We start from the raw sequence: 15,266 nt of genomic DNA, 5'->3' as shown, positions 1-15,266 counted from the left end.
GTCAGACCTGGAGGTACGGCGGGTCGACCCGCTGGTAGGTGCGGGCGGCGGTGTCTACCTGCTCCTCCAGGTCGTCCATGTTCCGGGCGCCCCGCTCACAGCCCTCGGCCAGGCCGTCCAGCCGGGGGGTGAGGTCGGCGGCGAACTGCCGGCCGTACTGGTCGTCGCCCCACGGCGCGGCGGCGAGCACGCCGTCCACCAGCCCGCGCGCCTGGCGCAGCCGTTCCGCGGGGTTGCTCCAGGAGGAGCCGGCCCGGCGCATGTGCGCCCACGCGACGTCGAAGCCCTCGGCCCACGCGCTCACCGGCGGCCCTCCCTGCCACGGCGGTCGGGGGCGGGCCGGACCGGTGGGTCCGGCAGCAGCGCGCCCAGGTCGAACCCGCCGCCCGCCGCGTCCTCGGCGTCCAGCCCCTCGGGCATGAGCGGGGCCATGATCTCGCGCGACCGCTCGGCCACCTCGGCCTGGGCCCTGGCGATCTGCTCCTTCACGGCCCGGGCCAGCTCCGTGGGCGACCGCCGGCCGTACACGCGGGGATGGAAGACGATCTCGTCGATCCTGCCCTGCGGGCCCGCCGTGACGGTCACGTCGCCGTCGGAGACCGTCGCCGTGACCTCGCTGAGGCGGGCGTGGGCCTCGCGGACCTCGCGGACCTGCCGGTCGTACTCCTCGACCAGGCTCTCGATGGCGGCCTGCAGGTCATCGTGCATCCCTCGCCCCTTCGTTCGCCATGGTGCAAGTATCGCCAAAAGTGACGCACGAGGCGGCCGTTACACACCGTTCTGTGATCATTTGTGATCGTTGCGATCAGTCGCCGAACTTGTCGATCCGGTCCTTGAACAGGGTGGTGGCGATGGCCGCCCGGTGCGGCTGGCCCTTGAGGAACGCCTGGGCGAACTTCTTGGCCTGCTCGTAGGTGACCTTGCCCGGCATGGGCGGCTCGTTCGGGTTCACCGCCACGTCCACCAGCGCCGGCCCGTCGTGCGCGAGGGCCGCGCCGATCGCGCCCGCGACGTCGCCCGGCTTCGTCACCTTCGCGCCGAACCCGCCGCACGAGACGGCCCACGCGGAGTAGTCCGGCTCGGGGTCGGGGAAGCGCACCCCGTGCTCGGGGTAGCCGAGCACCATCTGCTCCCACAGGATCTGGCCGAGGGAGTTGTTGTTGTTGATCACGACCTTGACCGGCAGCCCGTGCCGGGCGGCGGTCAGGAACTCGGCCATGAGCATGGCGAAGCCGCCGTCGCCGACGTACGCGATCACCTGCCGGCCGGGGTGCGCGTGCTGCATGGCGATCGCGTACGGCAGGCCGGGCGCCATCGAGGCGAGGTTGCCCGACAGGTAGAACTCGCGCCCGTCGCGGATCGTCCAGTGGCGCGCGGCCCAGGTGGCGACGGTGCCGCTGTCGCAGGTCATGATGGCGTCGCCGGCGGCCAGGTCGTCGAGCACGGACACCACGTACTGCGGCGCGATCGGGTCGCGCTCGGGGTTCTCCAGCGCCTCCATGTCGGAGCGCCAGGCGGCCGTCCTCTTCTGGTACGCGTGCAGGTGGGACAGGTCCTCCCGCCGGGCGAGCAGGGGCAGCAGCGCCCGCAGGGCGTCGCGGGCGTCGCCGACCATGGGCACGTCGGTGGGCATGCGCGCGCCGGCGCGGGACGGGTCGGCCTCGATCTGCACCACGCGTACCTTCCCCGGCCGCGGCAGGTACTTGGTGTACGGGTAGTTGGTGCCGACCATGAGCAGCGCGTCGGCGTCGTCCATGAGCTCCTCGCTCGGGCGGGTGCCGAGCAGGCCGATGCCGCCGGTCGTGTACGGCGAGTCGTCCGGGATGACGGCCTTGCCGGGCAGCGTCTTGACCACGGGCGCGCCGAGCGCGGCGGCGACGGCCAGCACCTCCTCGCGGGCGTGCAGCGCGCCCGCGCCGACCAGCAGGGCGGGCCGTTCGGCGGCGTTGAGCAGCTCGGCCGCCGCGTCGAGGTGCTCCTGCCGCGGCACGCCCGGCGGGCGCAGGTACGCGGCGGTGGACTGGGGCGCGCGCACCGGCCCGACGTGCGCGAACGGCGCCTCCCCCGCCTCGGCCACCTGGACGTCGTTGGGGATCGTGAGGTGGGCGACGCCGCGCCGGGCGTAGGCGGTGCGCACCGCGAGGTCCAGCACGGCCGGGAGCTGCTCCGGGTTGGTGACCGTCATGTTGTACTCGGCGACGTCCTCGAAGACCCGGTCGAGGTGGACCTCCTGCTGGTAGCCGGTGCCGAGCACGGCGGTCTCCTGCATGCCGGTGATCGCGAGCACGGGGGCGTGGTCGAGCTTGGCGTCGTACAGGCCGTTGAGCAGGTGGATGCCGCCGGGCCCCGACGTGGCCAGGCACACGCCGATCCTCCCGGTGGCCTTGGCGTAGCCGGTGGCCATGAACGCCGCGGCCTCCTCGTGGTGGACCAGGACGAAGCGCACCTTGTCCTGGTGGCGGCGCAGCCCCTCCATGATGCCGTTGATGCCGTCGCCGGGCATGCCGAAGACGGTGTCGACGCCCCACTCGGCGAGCCGTTCGATCAGGGATTCCGATGCGATGCGAGCCATGGCGGCGCACCTACCCGGATCCGGGCGGGGCAGACGCCTGCCCATCGCTCCCGCCCATGCTCCCGCCCGTGCTCCCGCCTGTGCTCCCGTCGCGATTTGGACTCGTTATGCCGGGGGCTCTTGCTGGGCTTTCTCCCGTTTCTGTACGGTCCTTTCGTTGCTGCTTAACAAGTTGTTCAGTCCAGCCGGCCGAGGGGTTCGATGAGCGAGTCGGAGACGGCGCGCCTGGGCGCCCGGGTCCGGGCGTACCGCACCATGCGCCGGATGACCGTGCGCGGGCTCGCCGCCGAGGCGGGCGCCAGCGCCAGCTTCATCAGCCAGCTCGAACGCGGCCAGGCCGGTGCGAGCGTCGGCATGCTGCGCCGGATCGCGCTGGCCCTCGGCGTCACCGTGGCCGACCTGTTCAGCGAGGACGACGAGGTCGGGCACCGGGTCGTGCCCCGTTCCGGACGCCCCGAGCTGCCGGCGGGGCCGGGCGCGCGCAAGTACCTCATCTCCCAGCGGCCGCTGCGCAACCTGGAGATGTACGCCGGGGAGTTCGACCCGGGCGCCTCCACCGGGGCCGAGCCGTACACGCACGGCGACGCGCAGGAGATCCTGCTCGTGATCCGCGGCGAGGTCACGCTCTGGCTCGGGCCGCCGGGCGAGGCCGCCCGCCACGTCCTCGGCCCCGGCGACAGCGTGGAGTACCGCACCTCGCTCCCCCACCGCGTGGCCAACGAGGGCGAGCGCACCGCCGAGGTCCTGTGGGTGGTGAGCCCGCCCACACCGGCCACCTGACCCCCGTGCCTACCATGGCCGAGTCACCATGGTGAACATGAACCTGCACCACCGGAGCACGCGCGCGGACCGGCGCCACCGCTCCGGGCCGCCCGCCCGGCGCGGCCGAAGAGGAAAGCGGGACACCGTCCGACCCCCCGACACGACCGAAAGAACCAGGAGACCAGAGTGACCCGCTGTTCCACCCTTCCGTCCCGGGCCGAGGGGCGGCGCGCCGGCGCCGTGAGCGCGCCGTGAAGGCCGGCGTGCCGCTGACCGCCGACTTCGCCAACGGCGGCGTGTCCTTCTGGTTCCGCCAGGCCGGCCTGCCCGCCCGGCGCGCGGCGCTGCCGGGCGACCGCGACTACGACGTGGCGATCGTCGGCGGCGGCTACACCGGCCTGTGGACCGCGTACTACCTGAAGAAGGCCGACCCCGGGCTGCGCGTGGCGGTGCTGGAGAAGGAGTTCGCCGGGTTCGGCGCGTCGGGGCGCAACGGCGGCTGGCTGTCGGCCGAGTTCGCCGGGTCGCGCAAGCGGCACGCCAAGGCGCGCGGCCGGCAGGCGATGATCGACCTGCAGCGCGAGATGTTCCGCACGGTGGACGAGGTCATCGAGGTGACCCGGGCCGAGGGCATCGACGCCGACATCCACAAGGGCGGCGTCATGCACGTCGCCACCAACCCGGCGCAGCGCCGGCGGCTGCGCGCCGAGACGGCCGAGCTGCGCGCCTGGGGGTACGGGGAGGACGACGTCCGGCCGCTCGACCGCGACGAGCAGCGCGAACGGCTCCAGGTCGCCGGCACGCTGGAGGCCACCTGGTCGCCCCACTGCGCCCGCATCCAGCCGGCCAAGCTGGCCCTCGGCCTGGCCCGGGCCGTGGCGCAGCTCGGCGTGGACGTCTTCGAGGACACGACCGTCACCGCGATCCTGCCCCGCCGCGGCGGCGGGCGGGCCGCGGCGGTCACCACCCGGGGCACGGTCCGGGCCGACTACGTCATCCGCGCCACCGAGGGCTTCACCGCCAGCCTCGAAGGCCAGCACCGGCAGTGGCTGCCGATGAACAGCTCCATGATCGTGACGGAGCCGCTGCCGGCCGAGGTGTGGAAGCACATCGGCTGGTCGGGCAGCGAGCTGCTGGGCGACCAGGCGCACGCCTACATCTACGCCCAGCGCACGGCCGACGACCGGATCGCCATCGGCGGGCGCGGCGTGCCCTACCGGTACGGCTCGCGCACCGACCGGCACGGCGCCACCCAGGCGTCCACGGTGGCGCTGCTGTGGCGGATGCTGGTCAAGCTGTTCCCGGCCGCGGCCGACGCGCGGGTGCAGCACGCGTGGTGCGGGGTGCTGGGGGTGCCGCGCGACTGGTGCTCGACCGTCCACCTCGACCACGCGACGGGGCTCGGCTGGGCCGGCGGTTACGTGGGCAGCGGCGTGACCACGACGAACCTGGCCGGCCGTACGCTGCGGGACCTGGTGCTGCGGCGCGAGACGGAGCTTACGGCGCTGCCGTGGGTCGGGCGTCAGGTGCGGCAGTGGGAGCCGGAGCCGCTGCGGTGGACGGGGGTGCAGCTCATCTACGCGCTGTACCGGGCGGCCGACCGCCACGAGAACGACAGGGGCACGACGACCTCGGCCTACGCCCGCCTCGCGGACCTGATCTCGGGGCGCTGACACCCGGGGCCCGGCTCCGGTTCGCGCGTCCCTTCGCCCGGGGCCGGGGCCTTCTCAGGGAGGACCGGGGCCGGCTCGCTGAGGGCCGGAGCGGGCGCGGGGTGGACCGTGGCCTTCTCGGGGTGGGCCGGGGCCGGCTCGCGGAGAGGCGACGCCGGCTCGCGGAGGGCCGGGGCGAGGAGGATCACCGGCAGCACCACGGCGGTGATCACGGCGAAGGCCACCGGGTAGGAGACGGCGCCCGCGATCCACCCGGTGGCGGCCGGCGCCGTCAGCCCCGACAGGTACGTGATCGACGCGACGCCCGCGATCCCGGCTCCCGGCGTGCTCCCCGTCCGGCCGGCCGCCGCGATGACCAGCGGCATGACGACCGCGACGCCCACCCCCATGACGGCGAACCCCGCCATGCCGGCCAGCGGCGCGCGGGAGGCGACGACGACGGCGCCGCCCGCGACGGCCAGGACGCCGCCCGCCCGCACGGCCGTCACGGGCCCGACCCGCCGGACGACCCGGTCGCCGACCAGCCGGGTCCCCGCCATGCAGAGCATGAAGATCGTGTACCCGGCGGCGGCCGGCCCGGGGCCCGCGCCGGTGACCTCGGTGAGGTAGACGGCGGCCCAGTTCGCGCTGGCGCCCTCGGCGAACGTGGCGCAGAACCCGACGATCCCCATGACCACGAGGATCCCCGAGGGCAGGGCGAACCGCGGCCCCGAGGACTTCCCGTCGCCTCCGGGGATCGCGGCCCGGGGCCGGTCGCCGGGCAGGAGGTCACGCCCGACGGCCGCCCCGGCGACGAGCAGCACGAGGGCCGCTCCCGCGAGGTGGAGCCGGGCGTCGACGCCGGCCTGCGCGGCCAGCGTGCCCGCGCCGCCTCCCACCAGGCTTCCCACGCCCCACATGCCGTGGAGCCCGGACATGATCGAGCGTCGCAGATGGCGTTCCAGGACGACGGCCTGCGCGTTCATGGTCACGTCGCACGTGCCGGCGGCCATGCCGTACCCGAGGAAGGCCACGAACAGCCAGGCGGGGGCGGGCGACAGCGCGGGAAGGGCGAGCCCCGCGCACCAGAGGGCGAGCAGGAGCCGGGTGGCGGCGCGCCCTCCGAGACGGTGCGCCAGCCGTCCGGCCAGGGGCATGCCGAGGACGGCGCCGATCGGCGGGCAGAGCAGCGCGAGTCCGAGCGTGCGCGGGTCGAGCGCGAGGTGGTCCTGGATCCAGGGGACGCGGGTGGCGAGGCTGCCGGCGACGGCGCCGTGGACGGCGAACACGCCGGCGATGGCGCGGTGATGGCTCATGGCACGGAAATTATCAGGCAGGCTCCCTGATGAAAACAGTTTTTCCGGCAGGGGCCCTGACTAATATCGGAGGCGTGAAGACCGCCACCGGAGACGTGAAGACGGCCACCCCGTCGCTGGCCCGCGCCATCAACGACCGGCTGGCCCTCGACCTGCTGCTCCAGCACGGGCCGCTGACCGCTCCCCAGTTGCGCACGCTGACGGGGCTGTCCCGGCCGACGGTGTCCGACCTCGTCGAGCGGCTCACGGGGCGCGGCCTCATCGAGGTCACGGGTGAGTACGGCGAGGACCGGCGCGGGCCGAACGCCCGGCTGTACGGCATCGTGGCGCGACGCGCCCACGTGGCGGGGGTGGACGTGCGCCGCTCGGCGGTCCACGTGACGGTGGCCGACCTCGCGGGGACCGCGGTGGGGACGTCCAGCCGCGAGATCGCCCCCGCCCGCCCCGCCGATCTGCCCGCTCTCGTCGCGGAGGCGGTCGCGGAGGCCGCGGCCGGACGGGACCTGGAGGCCGTCGTCATCGGAGCGCCCGGCCTCGTGGACCCGGGCAGCGGCGACCTGGGGTCCCCGAACGACGTGCCCGGGTGGCGCCCCGGCCTGCCGGGCGAGGTGGGCGAGCGTCTCCGAGCGCGGGTGACGTTGGAGAACGAGGTGAACCTCGCCGCCGTCGCCGAGCTGCGCACCGGCTCGGCCGCGGGGAGCGAGGACTTCGTCCTGCTGTGGCTGGACGACGGGGTGGGCGCCGCGGTCGTCCTGGGCGGCCGGCTGCGCCGGGGCGTCTCGGGCGGCGCCGGCGAGATCGGCTTCCTGGAGGTGGACGGGCTGCCGTACTGCGATCAGGTGGGCGCCGAGGCCGTCCGCGACCTGACCCCGGAGGCGCTGGCGGGCCGGGTCGCCAAGGGCGCGGCCGCGCTGGTCACCATCCTGGACCCGGGCCTGGTGGTGCTGGGCGGCGCGACCGGCCGCGCCGGCGGCGACCCGCTGGCGGCCCTGGTGTCGGATCGCCTGAGAGCGCTCTCACCGGCTCCCACGCGAGTACGGCCGAGCACGGTGGACGGCAACGCCGTACTCCAGGGCGCGGTCCTGACAGCCCTGGACCTGGCCCGTGACGCCGTCTTCAGCTGACCCCACGCCGCCCCCTCCGGCCTCCGGATCATCCCTTCGGACGGTCCTTCGACACTCCCCCGAGCGGCGGCCTCCTCAGCGGCCAGGCGCGACCCGAGAGACACGCGGCCCGAGAGCACGCAGTCCGAGCATGCCGCCCGAACGCACGGTCCGGGCGGGCGGTCCGGACGGGCAGTCCGGCACGCGGTCCCGGCGGGCGGTCCAGGCGGGCGGTCCAGGCACGCGGTTCGGGGTGCGTCAGCAGTGGGCGGGTGTTTCCCGAGGCGCGGTCACTGGCACTTGCCCTGCAGCCAGGTCTTGAACTGGGGCGTGAAGTCGGTGGCCACCCGCTTGGCGCCGCTCTGGAGCGTTGTCTTCCACGCGTTCTCGTTGAGCCGCCACGACGGAGGCGGCTCCTCCCAGTCGGTGACCTCCGGCCAGACGGGCCCGCCGCTCAGCACCTGGGACAGGCCCGCCGCGCTCACCCGGTTCCGGAGCTCGGCGGTGAGGGCGCTGTCGTGCGAGTACAGGATGATCTCTTGCGATCGGTAGGACTCCTTGACCGGGCCCAGCACCTCGGCCCAGGCGCGCGACTTGATCGCGGGGTCGGAGCTGAGCAGCGACCGCTTGGCCTCCGGCTTGATCTCGACCAGCCCGACCATGCCGGCACTCCTCATCGAGGCCAGCCACTCGCGGAACGTGTAGACGGTCTCGCCCTGGAACAGGCCCCGGTTGATGGTCCGGCCCTTGAGCGCGGTGTCGCCGGCCGCCCACCAGATGTCGGTGATGTTCTTCTTCGTGCCCGTCAAACCCCACGTGGAGGTGTTGTGCCACATGACGGCCTTGGTGCCGTCCTTGGTGAGCTGCAGATCGGCCTCGACACCGGACGCGCCCCACGCCTTGTAGCGGCGGATGGCCGTGGGGTTGTTGGGCTGGCGCACCTGGTCCCGTTCCCACGCGTTGGGCCCGGTGGGGTAGCCGCCGTGGCTGAAGATCTGCGGGCACGCGGGGAGGGCCGAGTGCGCCGAGGGGGCGGAGGCGAGGGGCGGGGAGACGAGTAAGGAGGCCAGCGTCAGTGCGGCGAGGGGAAGTGCCAAGGCTCACACCTTTCGATCTTGTGGTGCCTCGTACTCTCCCACATCACAGGCACCGTTCGGTGTGATCTCGCCGGCGCCCGGCCGCGGACCGCCCGGCGCCATCCCCCACACCGCCCGGCAAGCCTCGGCACGGCCTTTCTCCACGCCGGGCGCGGGGTCAGTGCCAGGGGTCGTAGTCGACCTCGAGCGGCTCCTGCGGCGGCCGTTCGGACTCCGGGACGTGCTGGAGGTTGACCCGGACCCGGTACCACACGCTGCTGCGCCCCCGCATGCCGTCGACCAGCACGTCGGCGGGCTCCAGCCGGGCGGCGGCCCCCGGGTGGCGGGCCTTCCACCGCTCGAAGCCCGCCAGGGCCTCGTCCTTGTGCTGGGCCTTGGCGATCTCGATGACCGGGACGACCTGGCGCCTGCGGCCGGTGCCCTTGGGCGGCTTGGGGGCGGGCCCCAGCGACTCGGCCAGTTCGAGCAGCCCGTCGAGCGTGCCCGGGTGGTCGTCGATGCCGGCCCACGGGTCGCCCCGCTCGGCCAGCCGCTCCGGGACGGTGTCGATCGTGAACAGCTCGGGCCGGCAGCCCGGGACCTCGTCCCAGGTCAGCGGCGTGGACACGCGGGCGTCGGGCACGGCGCGGACGGAGTAGGCCGAGGCGACGGTGCGGTCGTAGGCGTTCTGGTTGAAGTCGACGAAGACGCCGTGCCGTTCCTCCTTCCACCAGCGGCTGGTGGCCACGTCGGGGGCCCGCCGCTCGACCTCGCGCGCCACCGCCTCGGCGGCCTTGCGCACCTCGGCGAACGTCCATCGCGGCTCGATGCGGGTGTAGACGTGGAAGCCCCGCGAACCCGACGTCTTGGGCCAGGCGGTCAGCCCGTGGTCGGCCAGCACCTCCCGCGCCACCGTCGCGGTCGCCAGCACGTCGTCCCACGCGACCCCGGGCACCGGGTCGAGGTCGATGCGCAGCTCGTCGGGGTGGGCGAGGTCGCCGGCGCGGACGGGGTGCGGGTTGAGGTCGACGCAGCCGAGGTTGACGACCCAGAGGAGCTGGGCCAGGTCGTTGACCACGACCTCCTCGGCGCTGAGCCCGGACCGGTAGCGCAGCTCGGCCACCTCGACCCACGGCGGCCGCTTGGCCGGGACCCGCTTCTGGAAGAACGCCTCCTCCTCGATGCCGCGCACGTACCGCTTGAGGATCATGGGTCTGCCGACCACCCCGCGCAGGGCCCCCTCGGACACGGCCTGGTAGTAACGCACCAGGTCGAGCTTGGTGTGGCCGGTCTGCGGGAAGATCACCTTGTCTGGGCTCGTGACGGACACCCGCCGCCCGGCGACCTCGATGTCAGGCATGGGCCCAACCCTACGCAACGCCTCCGACATTCCCCCGGACCCAGCGCGACGGAGGGGGCCGGCACGCGCGCCGAGGGGCTCCCGGCCGGAGGGGTCAGAAGCGGCCGTGGCGGCCTTCCCCGGAGGCGAAGCGGGCCGCCCCGGCCGCCGCGTCCGGCAGCGAGAGCAGCCCGTGGCGCAGCTCGTTCGTGATCGCCTCGGACTCCGTCATGCCCTCCTGCTCCAGCAGCGACATCCGGTCGCCGCGCAGGCACGCCTGCGGGAAGCGGGCCAGCTCGCGGGCCAGCGCCTCGGCGTGCGGCCGCGCGCCTCCGGTGGGCACGACGCGGTTGGCCAGCCCCATCTCGTACGCCTCCCGGGCCCCGACCGGCCGCCCGGTGAGGATCATGTCCATGGCGCGGGAGGCGCCGATGAGGCGCGGCAGGCGTACGGTGCCGCCGTCGATCAGGGGCACGCCCCAGCGGCGGCAGAACACGCCGAACACCGCGTCCTCCTCGGCCACCCGCAGGTCGCACCAGAGCGCGAGCTCCAGCCCGCCCGCCACCGCGTGCCCGGCGACGGCGGCGACGACCGGCTTGGACAGGCGCATCCGGGTCGGGCCCATCGGCCCGTCGCCCTCCTCGTCGACGTGGTTGTCGAGCGCCTTCAGGTCCGCGCCGGCGCAGAACGTGCCGCCCTCGCCCCACAGCACAGCGACGGACGCGTCCGAGGCGTCGAACTCCCGGAACGCGTCGGCGAGCGCCCCGGCGGTCTTGCGGTCCACCGCGTTGCGCGCCTCGGGACGGCTGAGCACGACGGTCGTGACGGGCCCGTCGCGTTCGATCCGTACGGTCATGTCCACCTCCGCGAACATCATCGGGGACGGCAGCCTCAGCATCCCCGTGGCTCGCCGCTCGCACAAGCCGCGCCAGGCGGCCAGGAGGAACGCGGACAAAAGAACGCGCGCCAGAAGATCGCGCACTGCAAGACTGGGCCGGTGGCGGAAGAGGAGGCGAGGATGACGATCACGGTGCTGACCGGCGCGGGGATCTCCACGGCGTCGGGCATCCCCGATTACCGGGGACCCAACGGCCTGTGGAAGACCGAACCCGACCATCTGCAGCTCGTCAGCATCGGCCCTTACCTGGACGATCCCGACGTACGGCGTCGTTCGTGGGAGTTCCGGCGCGCGAGCCCCGCCTGGACGGCCGAGCCGAACGCCGCCCACCGGGCGCTGGCCGAGCTGGAGCGGGCGGGGCGGCTCGACCGGCTGATCACCCAGAACGTGGACGGCCTGCACCAGAGGGCCGGCTCCCGGGCGGTGCTGGAGCTGCACGGCAACATGTTCGGCGTGGTGTGCCTCGGCTGCGGCGCGCGTTCCACCCTGCGCGAGGCGCTCGACCGGATCGACGCGGGCGAGCCCGACCCCGCGTGCACCGCGTGCGGGGGCGTCCTCAAGACCACGACGGTCATGTTCGGCGAGGTCCTGCCGGAGGAGACGCTCGCGGAGGCGGTCCGGGCGGCGCAGCGGTGCTCGGTCTTCGTCGTCGTCGGCACCTCGCTGCAGGTGCAGCCCGCCGCGACGCTGGCCGGGCTGGCGGCGGAGTCCGGCGCCCGGCTCGTGATCGTCAACGGCGAGCCGACCCCGTACGACGACCAGGCCGACGAGGTGATCCGCGACCCGATCAGCGAGGCGGTCCCCCGCCTGCTGTCCACCCTCTGAGGCTCGCGGCGGCCGGCCTGGGAGAGGGCGCGGTCGAAGGGCGCGGTCAGAGGGTGACGGCGCCCTCCAGGAGGTCGCCGAAGCGGTCCAGGTCCTCGGCCGGGCGGTCGAGGCCGCGCAGCGGGCCGTGCTCGGCGAGGTGGGCCTCGGCGTAGAGCCGGGCCACCAGCGCCTTGCGGTCCGTGCCCAGTTCCCGCTGCTCCCAGCCGGCCTGCTCCAGCAGCAGCGCCGCCGCGTAGACGTCGGCCATGAGCTGGGCCAGCGGGTACAGCCGGGCCTCGGCCACCTCCGGGTCGAGGCCGGACCAGACGGCGATCGCCTTGTGCAGGTCGCCGATCCGGGCCCGGACCAGGTCGCCGGAGCCGTCGGGGGCCTGGGCGACGGCCGCCTCCAGCCGGTCCAGGAACGGCTCGTGGGCGTTCTCGCGGACCATGGCGCGGCGGACGTCGAGGCAGAGGATGTTGTCCCCGCCCTCCCAGATCGGGTTGACCTGGGCGTCACGCAGGAGGCGGGCGACCGGCCACTGCTCGATGTAGCCGTTGCCCCCGTGGATCTCGACGGCGTCGCTGGCGGCGGTCAGGCCGAGGCGGGTGGCGCGCAGCTTGACCAGGGCGGGCGCGAGCCGGAGCCGGGGACCGACGTGGCCGTCGAAGACCAGCGCCTGGACGGCCTCGACCTCGACGATCAGCTCCGCCAGCTTGCGGCGCATGAGCGGCTGGTCGATGAGCCTGCGGCCGAACGCCTCGCGGGCGCGGGCGTAGCAGATCGACTCGACGAGCGCGCGGCGGGCCACGCCGAGCCCCATCATGGCCACGCCGAGCCGCGAGGCGTTGGTCAGCTTCATCATCGTGGCGAGCCCGGAGGAGCCCGCGCCGCCGGATCCGGCTCCCGGTGCCGTGCCGGGCGCCCCGGCCAGCAGGAACGCCTCGGCCCCGGCGAACTCGACCTCGGCCGAGGCCACCGAGCGCGTGCCCAGCTTGTCCTTGAGCCGCCTGATCCGCACCCCGTTGCGGGAGCCGTCGCGCCGCTCCCAGAGCACGAGGAACGGGGCGACGGCGACCCCGTCGCCGGTCTCGGCCCGGGCGAGCACGACGAACGCCGACCCGTTGGCGTTGGAGGCGAACCACTTGAGCCCGGTCAGCCGCCACGCCTCACCGTCGGGCACGGCCGTGGCCTCCAGCGCGGCCAGGTCGGAGCCACCGGTCCGCTCCGTCAGCATCTGGGCGGCCTCGCCGGAGTAGAAGCCGTTGGCGAAGATGGCCCGGACCCGGTCCCGCACGTCGGCGGGCGCGTGCCGCTCGGCCAGCGAGACGACCATGTCGCCGCCGGTGCCGAGGGCGCAGCCCATGCCGATGTCGGCCTGGTCGAGCAGGTACGTCCAGGCGGCGGCGAGGGCCGCCGGGTCGGCGCCGTGGGCGCGGGCCTCCTCGGCGAAGGCGGGGGAGGTGAAGTTGTCGGCCATGAGGGCGTCGCGGGCGGCGTGGAAGGAGGGCGGCATGACGACCTGGCTGACGTCCCTGCCCCACTTGTCGTACTTCTCCAGCCGGGGCGGGTTGCGGTCGGTCTCCTCCGCCCACGCCGCGACGGGGCCGCCCATGAGCGCGCCGAGCCGGTCCAGGTGCTGCTCGGCCCAGGTCAGGCCGTCGCCGAGGTGCCGCCGCATGAGCAGCCGCAGCGTCGGGTCGCAGGTCCACCAGTTGCGGCCCGCGGCGCCCTGGTAACGCTCGGTCGCGTAGCGGTCGCTGCCGTCGAACGGTTCGATGAGATAGCGCTGCCCCATGCCCGGAGTGTTACATATAATCAACACGCGATGGAAGACCGTAATAGCAGCAAGGCTCTGAGCGCGCGCTCGGCCGTGCTGAGCGCGCTGCTCGGCAGCCACCCGCCGAGCCTGCCCGCCCGCCACCTGGTACGGGTCGGCGGCCTGTTCGGCATCGCCGAGGGCACCGTGCGGGTGGCGCTGTCCCGCATGGTCGCCGCCGGAGACCTCTTCCAGGAGGACGGCCGCTACCGGCTGTCGGAGCGGCTGGTCGAGCGGCAGGCGCGCCAGGACGAGAGCCGCGACCCGCACCTCAGGGCGTGGGACGGCTCGTGGGAGATCGCCGTCGTCACCGCCGAGCGGCGCGCGCCCGCCGACCGGGCCGCGCTGCGCCACGCGATGACGGCGCTGCGGATGGCCGAGCTGCGCGAGGGCACCTGGATGCGCCCGGCCAACCTGCTGCGCTCCTGGCCCGCGACCGTCACCGCGCAGTGCACGCTCATCGACGGCCGGCCGCGCACCGACCCCACGCCCCTGCTGTGGGACCTCGACGGCTGGGCCGCCGAGGCGCGGGAGCTGGAGCGGCGGCTGGAGCGGGCCGAGGGGCTGGCGGAGGGGTTCCTCGTGTCAGCGGCCGTGCTGCGGCACCTGCTGGCCGATCCGCTGCTGCCCGAGGAGTTGCTGCCGGACGGCTGGCCGGGCCGCGAGCTGCGGGCCCGCTACGACGCCTTCGACCGCGACTACCGCGAGGTGCTCCAGCGCCACCTCACGAGCCCGACCGGCCCGTAGGGGGCACACGGGCGTCACACGGGCGTCACACGGGCGTCACACGGGCGTCACACGGGCGTCACACGGGCGTCACACGGGCGTCAGAGCGGGACGCCGAAGACGATCCTCTTGTTCCTGAACTCGGTGACCGACCACACCTGCCCGCCGCGCACGCTCAGGTCCTCGGGCCCGATCGGCGCCGGCCGGGTGGTGAGCGTGCCGTCGCGGTACACGAGCAGCTTGCCGTTGGTGGCCGCGTCAGCCGCCTGGCTCAGGTACCACGCCCCGCCGCTCGACACCGCGCCCTGGATCTTCGGGTGGCCGAGGACGAACGCGTCGCGCGGCGTGCCGCCCAGGTCCGGGCCGAGCTCCCAGCGGACCACGCGCCCCCCGGGTCCGTTCTCGTCGTACTCGCCGCTGATCAGCGTGTGCGGGGTGGTGCTGCGGTCGACCGAGACGAACGAGAAGAGCGGCCCGGGCTGCGCGACGCGCCAGAAGTCGCTCTGCGGGACGACGTACCGGTAGCCGAAGGCGTGGAAGCGGCCGTCGCGCCGCCCCACCTGCGCGGGGTCGCCGAGGTCGCTCTGCGCGCTGCGCAGGTCGAGCACGTGACGCATGTCGAAGACGCGCAGGCCCCGGGTCGTGTCGGCCACGTAGAGCAGGTCGCCGTGCCAGGCCACCCCGCCCGCGTGGATGTTGATCGGGACGTACGAGCCGTCGGTGCGCGGCTCGACCAGCAGCGCGTGCTGGTACCTGAGCGTCTGCGGGCTGAGGAAGGTGAGCCTGACGCCGCGTTCCGGCGCCGGCGGCACGGGCTTGAAGTACCAGGTCACGGCGAGCACGGGGGTCCCGGCGGAGCCGGAGTCCTCGCCGCAGGTCAGGCCCTGCGGATACCAGTCGCGCGTGTCCTGGTCCTTGACGTCGAAGGCGTACCAGTCGGCCGGGCGGGGCCGCATCGCGCCGAGCGCCGCCGCCGCTCCCCTGCGGATGCCGATGCGGTTGGCGTGGGCGAGCACCGTCGCCGGCGGGACCGCGCCGATCTCCCCCGCGAGCTTCGCGGCCGCCTCCGCCAGGGTGCCGGTCGCCTGCCGTAACGTGTACGGCGTCGCGTCCGCCGCAACCATCCCCGTGCCCGCCATGTGATCCTCTCCCCGTTCCGTCCAATGTGATCAGTTTGACGGGCAGAGCGCCGGGAT

Annotated in this window: 14 protein-coding genes; 5 read left to right on the top strand and 9 right to left on the bottom strand. The window is 74.2% G+C overall.

Annotated features, from left to right (window positions below):
* Position 1: 1 nt before the first annotated feature.
* The 3 genes from HT134_RS41710 to HT134_RS41700 all read right to left on the bottom strand — a co-directional run bounded on the left by HT134_RS41710 (position 2) and on the right by HT134_RS41700 (position 2,572).
* Positions 2-304 carry a type VII secretion target gene (locus tag HT134_RS41710; RefSeq protein ID WP_175606031.1) on the bottom strand — a complete coding sequence of 101 codons (303 nt, stop codon included), beginning with the start codon at positions 302-304 and terminating at the stop codon, positions 2-4.
* Entirely contained in the window at positions 301-708 is a 408-nt protein-coding gene (locus HT134_RS41705; protein ID WP_175606030.1) for a YbaB/EbfC family nucleoid-associated protein, read from the bottom strand. Before HT134_RS41705 ends, HT134_RS41710 begins: the two co-directional genes overlap by 4 nt.
* Before the next feature lie 97 nt (positions 709-805).
* A complete protein-coding gene (locus tag HT134_RS41700) occupies positions 806-2,572 on the bottom strand; it encodes a thiamine pyrophosphate-dependent enzyme (RefSeq protein ID WP_175606029.1) in 1,767 nt (588 codons plus the stop codon).
* A gap of 201 nt (positions 2,573-2,773) precedes the next feature.
* Between HT134_RS41700 and HT134_RS41695 the strand changes: the two genes are divergently transcribed.
* Entirely contained in the window at positions 2,774-3,352 is a 579-nt protein-coding gene (locus HT134_RS41695; protein WP_175606028.1) for a helix-turn-helix domain-containing protein, read from the top strand.
* Positions 3,353-3,585: 233 nt separating this feature from the next.
* Positions 3,586-5,007: an NAD(P)/FAD-dependent oxidoreductase gene (locus HT134_RS41690; protein WP_175606027.1), complete on the top strand. Its 1,422-nt coding sequence runs from the start codon at positions 3,586-3,588 to the stop codon at positions 5,005-5,007.
* Here the strand turns inward: HT134_RS41690 and HT134_RS41685 are convergent.
* A complete protein-coding gene (locus HT134_RS41685; RefSeq protein WP_175606026.1) occupies positions 4,971-6,302 on the bottom strand; it encodes an MFS transporter in 1,332 nt (443 codons plus the stop codon). The two genes, HT134_RS41690 and HT134_RS41685, sit on opposite strands and share 37 nt — an antisense overlap.
* 74 nt (positions 6,303-6,376) lie before the next feature.
* Between HT134_RS41685 and HT134_RS41680 the strand changes: the two genes are divergently transcribed.
* The gene (locus HT134_RS41680) at positions 6,377-7,426 is read left to right on the top strand and encodes an ROK family transcriptional regulator (RefSeq protein WP_312888844.1); all 1,050 of its coding nucleotides are present in this window, start codon (positions 6,377-6,379) and stop codon (positions 7,424-7,426) included.
* 269 nt (positions 7,427-7,695) lie between these two features.
* Here HT134_RS41680 and HT134_RS41675 read toward each other — a convergent pair whose 3' ends face one another.
* The 3 genes from HT134_RS41675 to HT134_RS41665 all read right to left on the bottom strand — a co-directional run bounded on the left by HT134_RS41675 (position 7,696) and on the right by HT134_RS41665 (position 10,718).
* Positions 7,696-8,502: a glycerophosphodiester phosphodiesterase family protein gene (locus HT134_RS41675; protein ID WP_246366480.1), complete on the bottom strand. Its 807-nt coding sequence runs from the start codon at positions 8,500-8,502 to the stop codon at positions 7,696-7,698.
* A 157-nt stretch (positions 8,503-8,659) separates the two neighbouring features.
* Positions 8,660-9,841, bottom strand: coding sequence for a non-homologous end-joining DNA ligase (ligD, locus tag HT134_RS41670; protein WP_175606024.1), 1,182 nt, complete (start codon positions 9,839-9,841; stop codon positions 8,660-8,662).
* Positions 9,842-9,935: 94 nt separating this feature from the next.
* Entirely contained in the window at positions 9,936-10,718 is a 783-nt protein-coding gene (locus HT134_RS41665) for a crotonase/enoyl-CoA hydratase family protein (RefSeq protein ID WP_246366478.1), read from the bottom strand.
* 120 nt (positions 10,719-10,838) lie between these two features.
* Here HT134_RS41665 and HT134_RS41660 point away from each other — a divergent pair, with 120 nt between their 5' ends.
* Entirely contained in the window at positions 10,839-11,543 is a 705-nt protein-coding gene (locus HT134_RS41660; protein WP_175606023.1) for an SIR2 family NAD-dependent protein deacylase, read from the top strand.
* 46 nt (positions 11,544-11,589) lie between these two features.
* On the opposite strand, the gene HT134_RS41655 is transcribed toward HT134_RS41660, so the two are convergent.
* Positions 11,590-13,323 carry an acyl-CoA dehydrogenase family protein gene (locus HT134_RS41655; protein WP_175606022.1) on the bottom strand — a complete coding sequence of 578 codons (1,734 nt, stop codon included), beginning with the start codon at positions 13,321-13,323 and terminating at the stop codon, positions 11,590-11,592.
* A 30-nt stretch (positions 13,324-13,353) separates the two neighbouring features.
* Here HT134_RS41655 and HT134_RS41650 point away from each other — a divergent pair, with 30 nt between their 5' ends.
* The gene (locus HT134_RS41650) at positions 13,354-14,091 is read left to right on the top strand and encodes a PaaX family transcriptional regulator C-terminal domain-containing protein (RefSeq protein ID WP_175606021.1); all 738 of its coding nucleotides are present in this window, start codon (positions 13,354-13,356) and stop codon (positions 14,089-14,091) included.
* Between the two features lie 80 nt (positions 14,092-14,171).
* On the opposite strand, the gene HT134_RS41645 is transcribed toward HT134_RS41650, so the two are convergent.
* A complete protein-coding gene (locus HT134_RS41645; protein ID WP_175606020.1) occupies positions 14,172-15,209 on the bottom strand; it encodes a hypothetical protein in 1,038 nt (345 codons plus the stop codon).
* Positions 15,210-15,266 lie beyond the last annotated feature (57 nt).

Source organism: Nonomuraea rhodomycinica (assembly GCF_013363995.1).
GTDB classification, from domain to species: domain Bacteria; phylum Actinomycetota; class Actinomycetes; order Streptosporangiales; family Streptosporangiaceae; genus Nonomuraea; species Nonomuraea rhodomycinica.
This window is presented reverse-complemented; position numbering and strand designations above follow the sequence as displayed.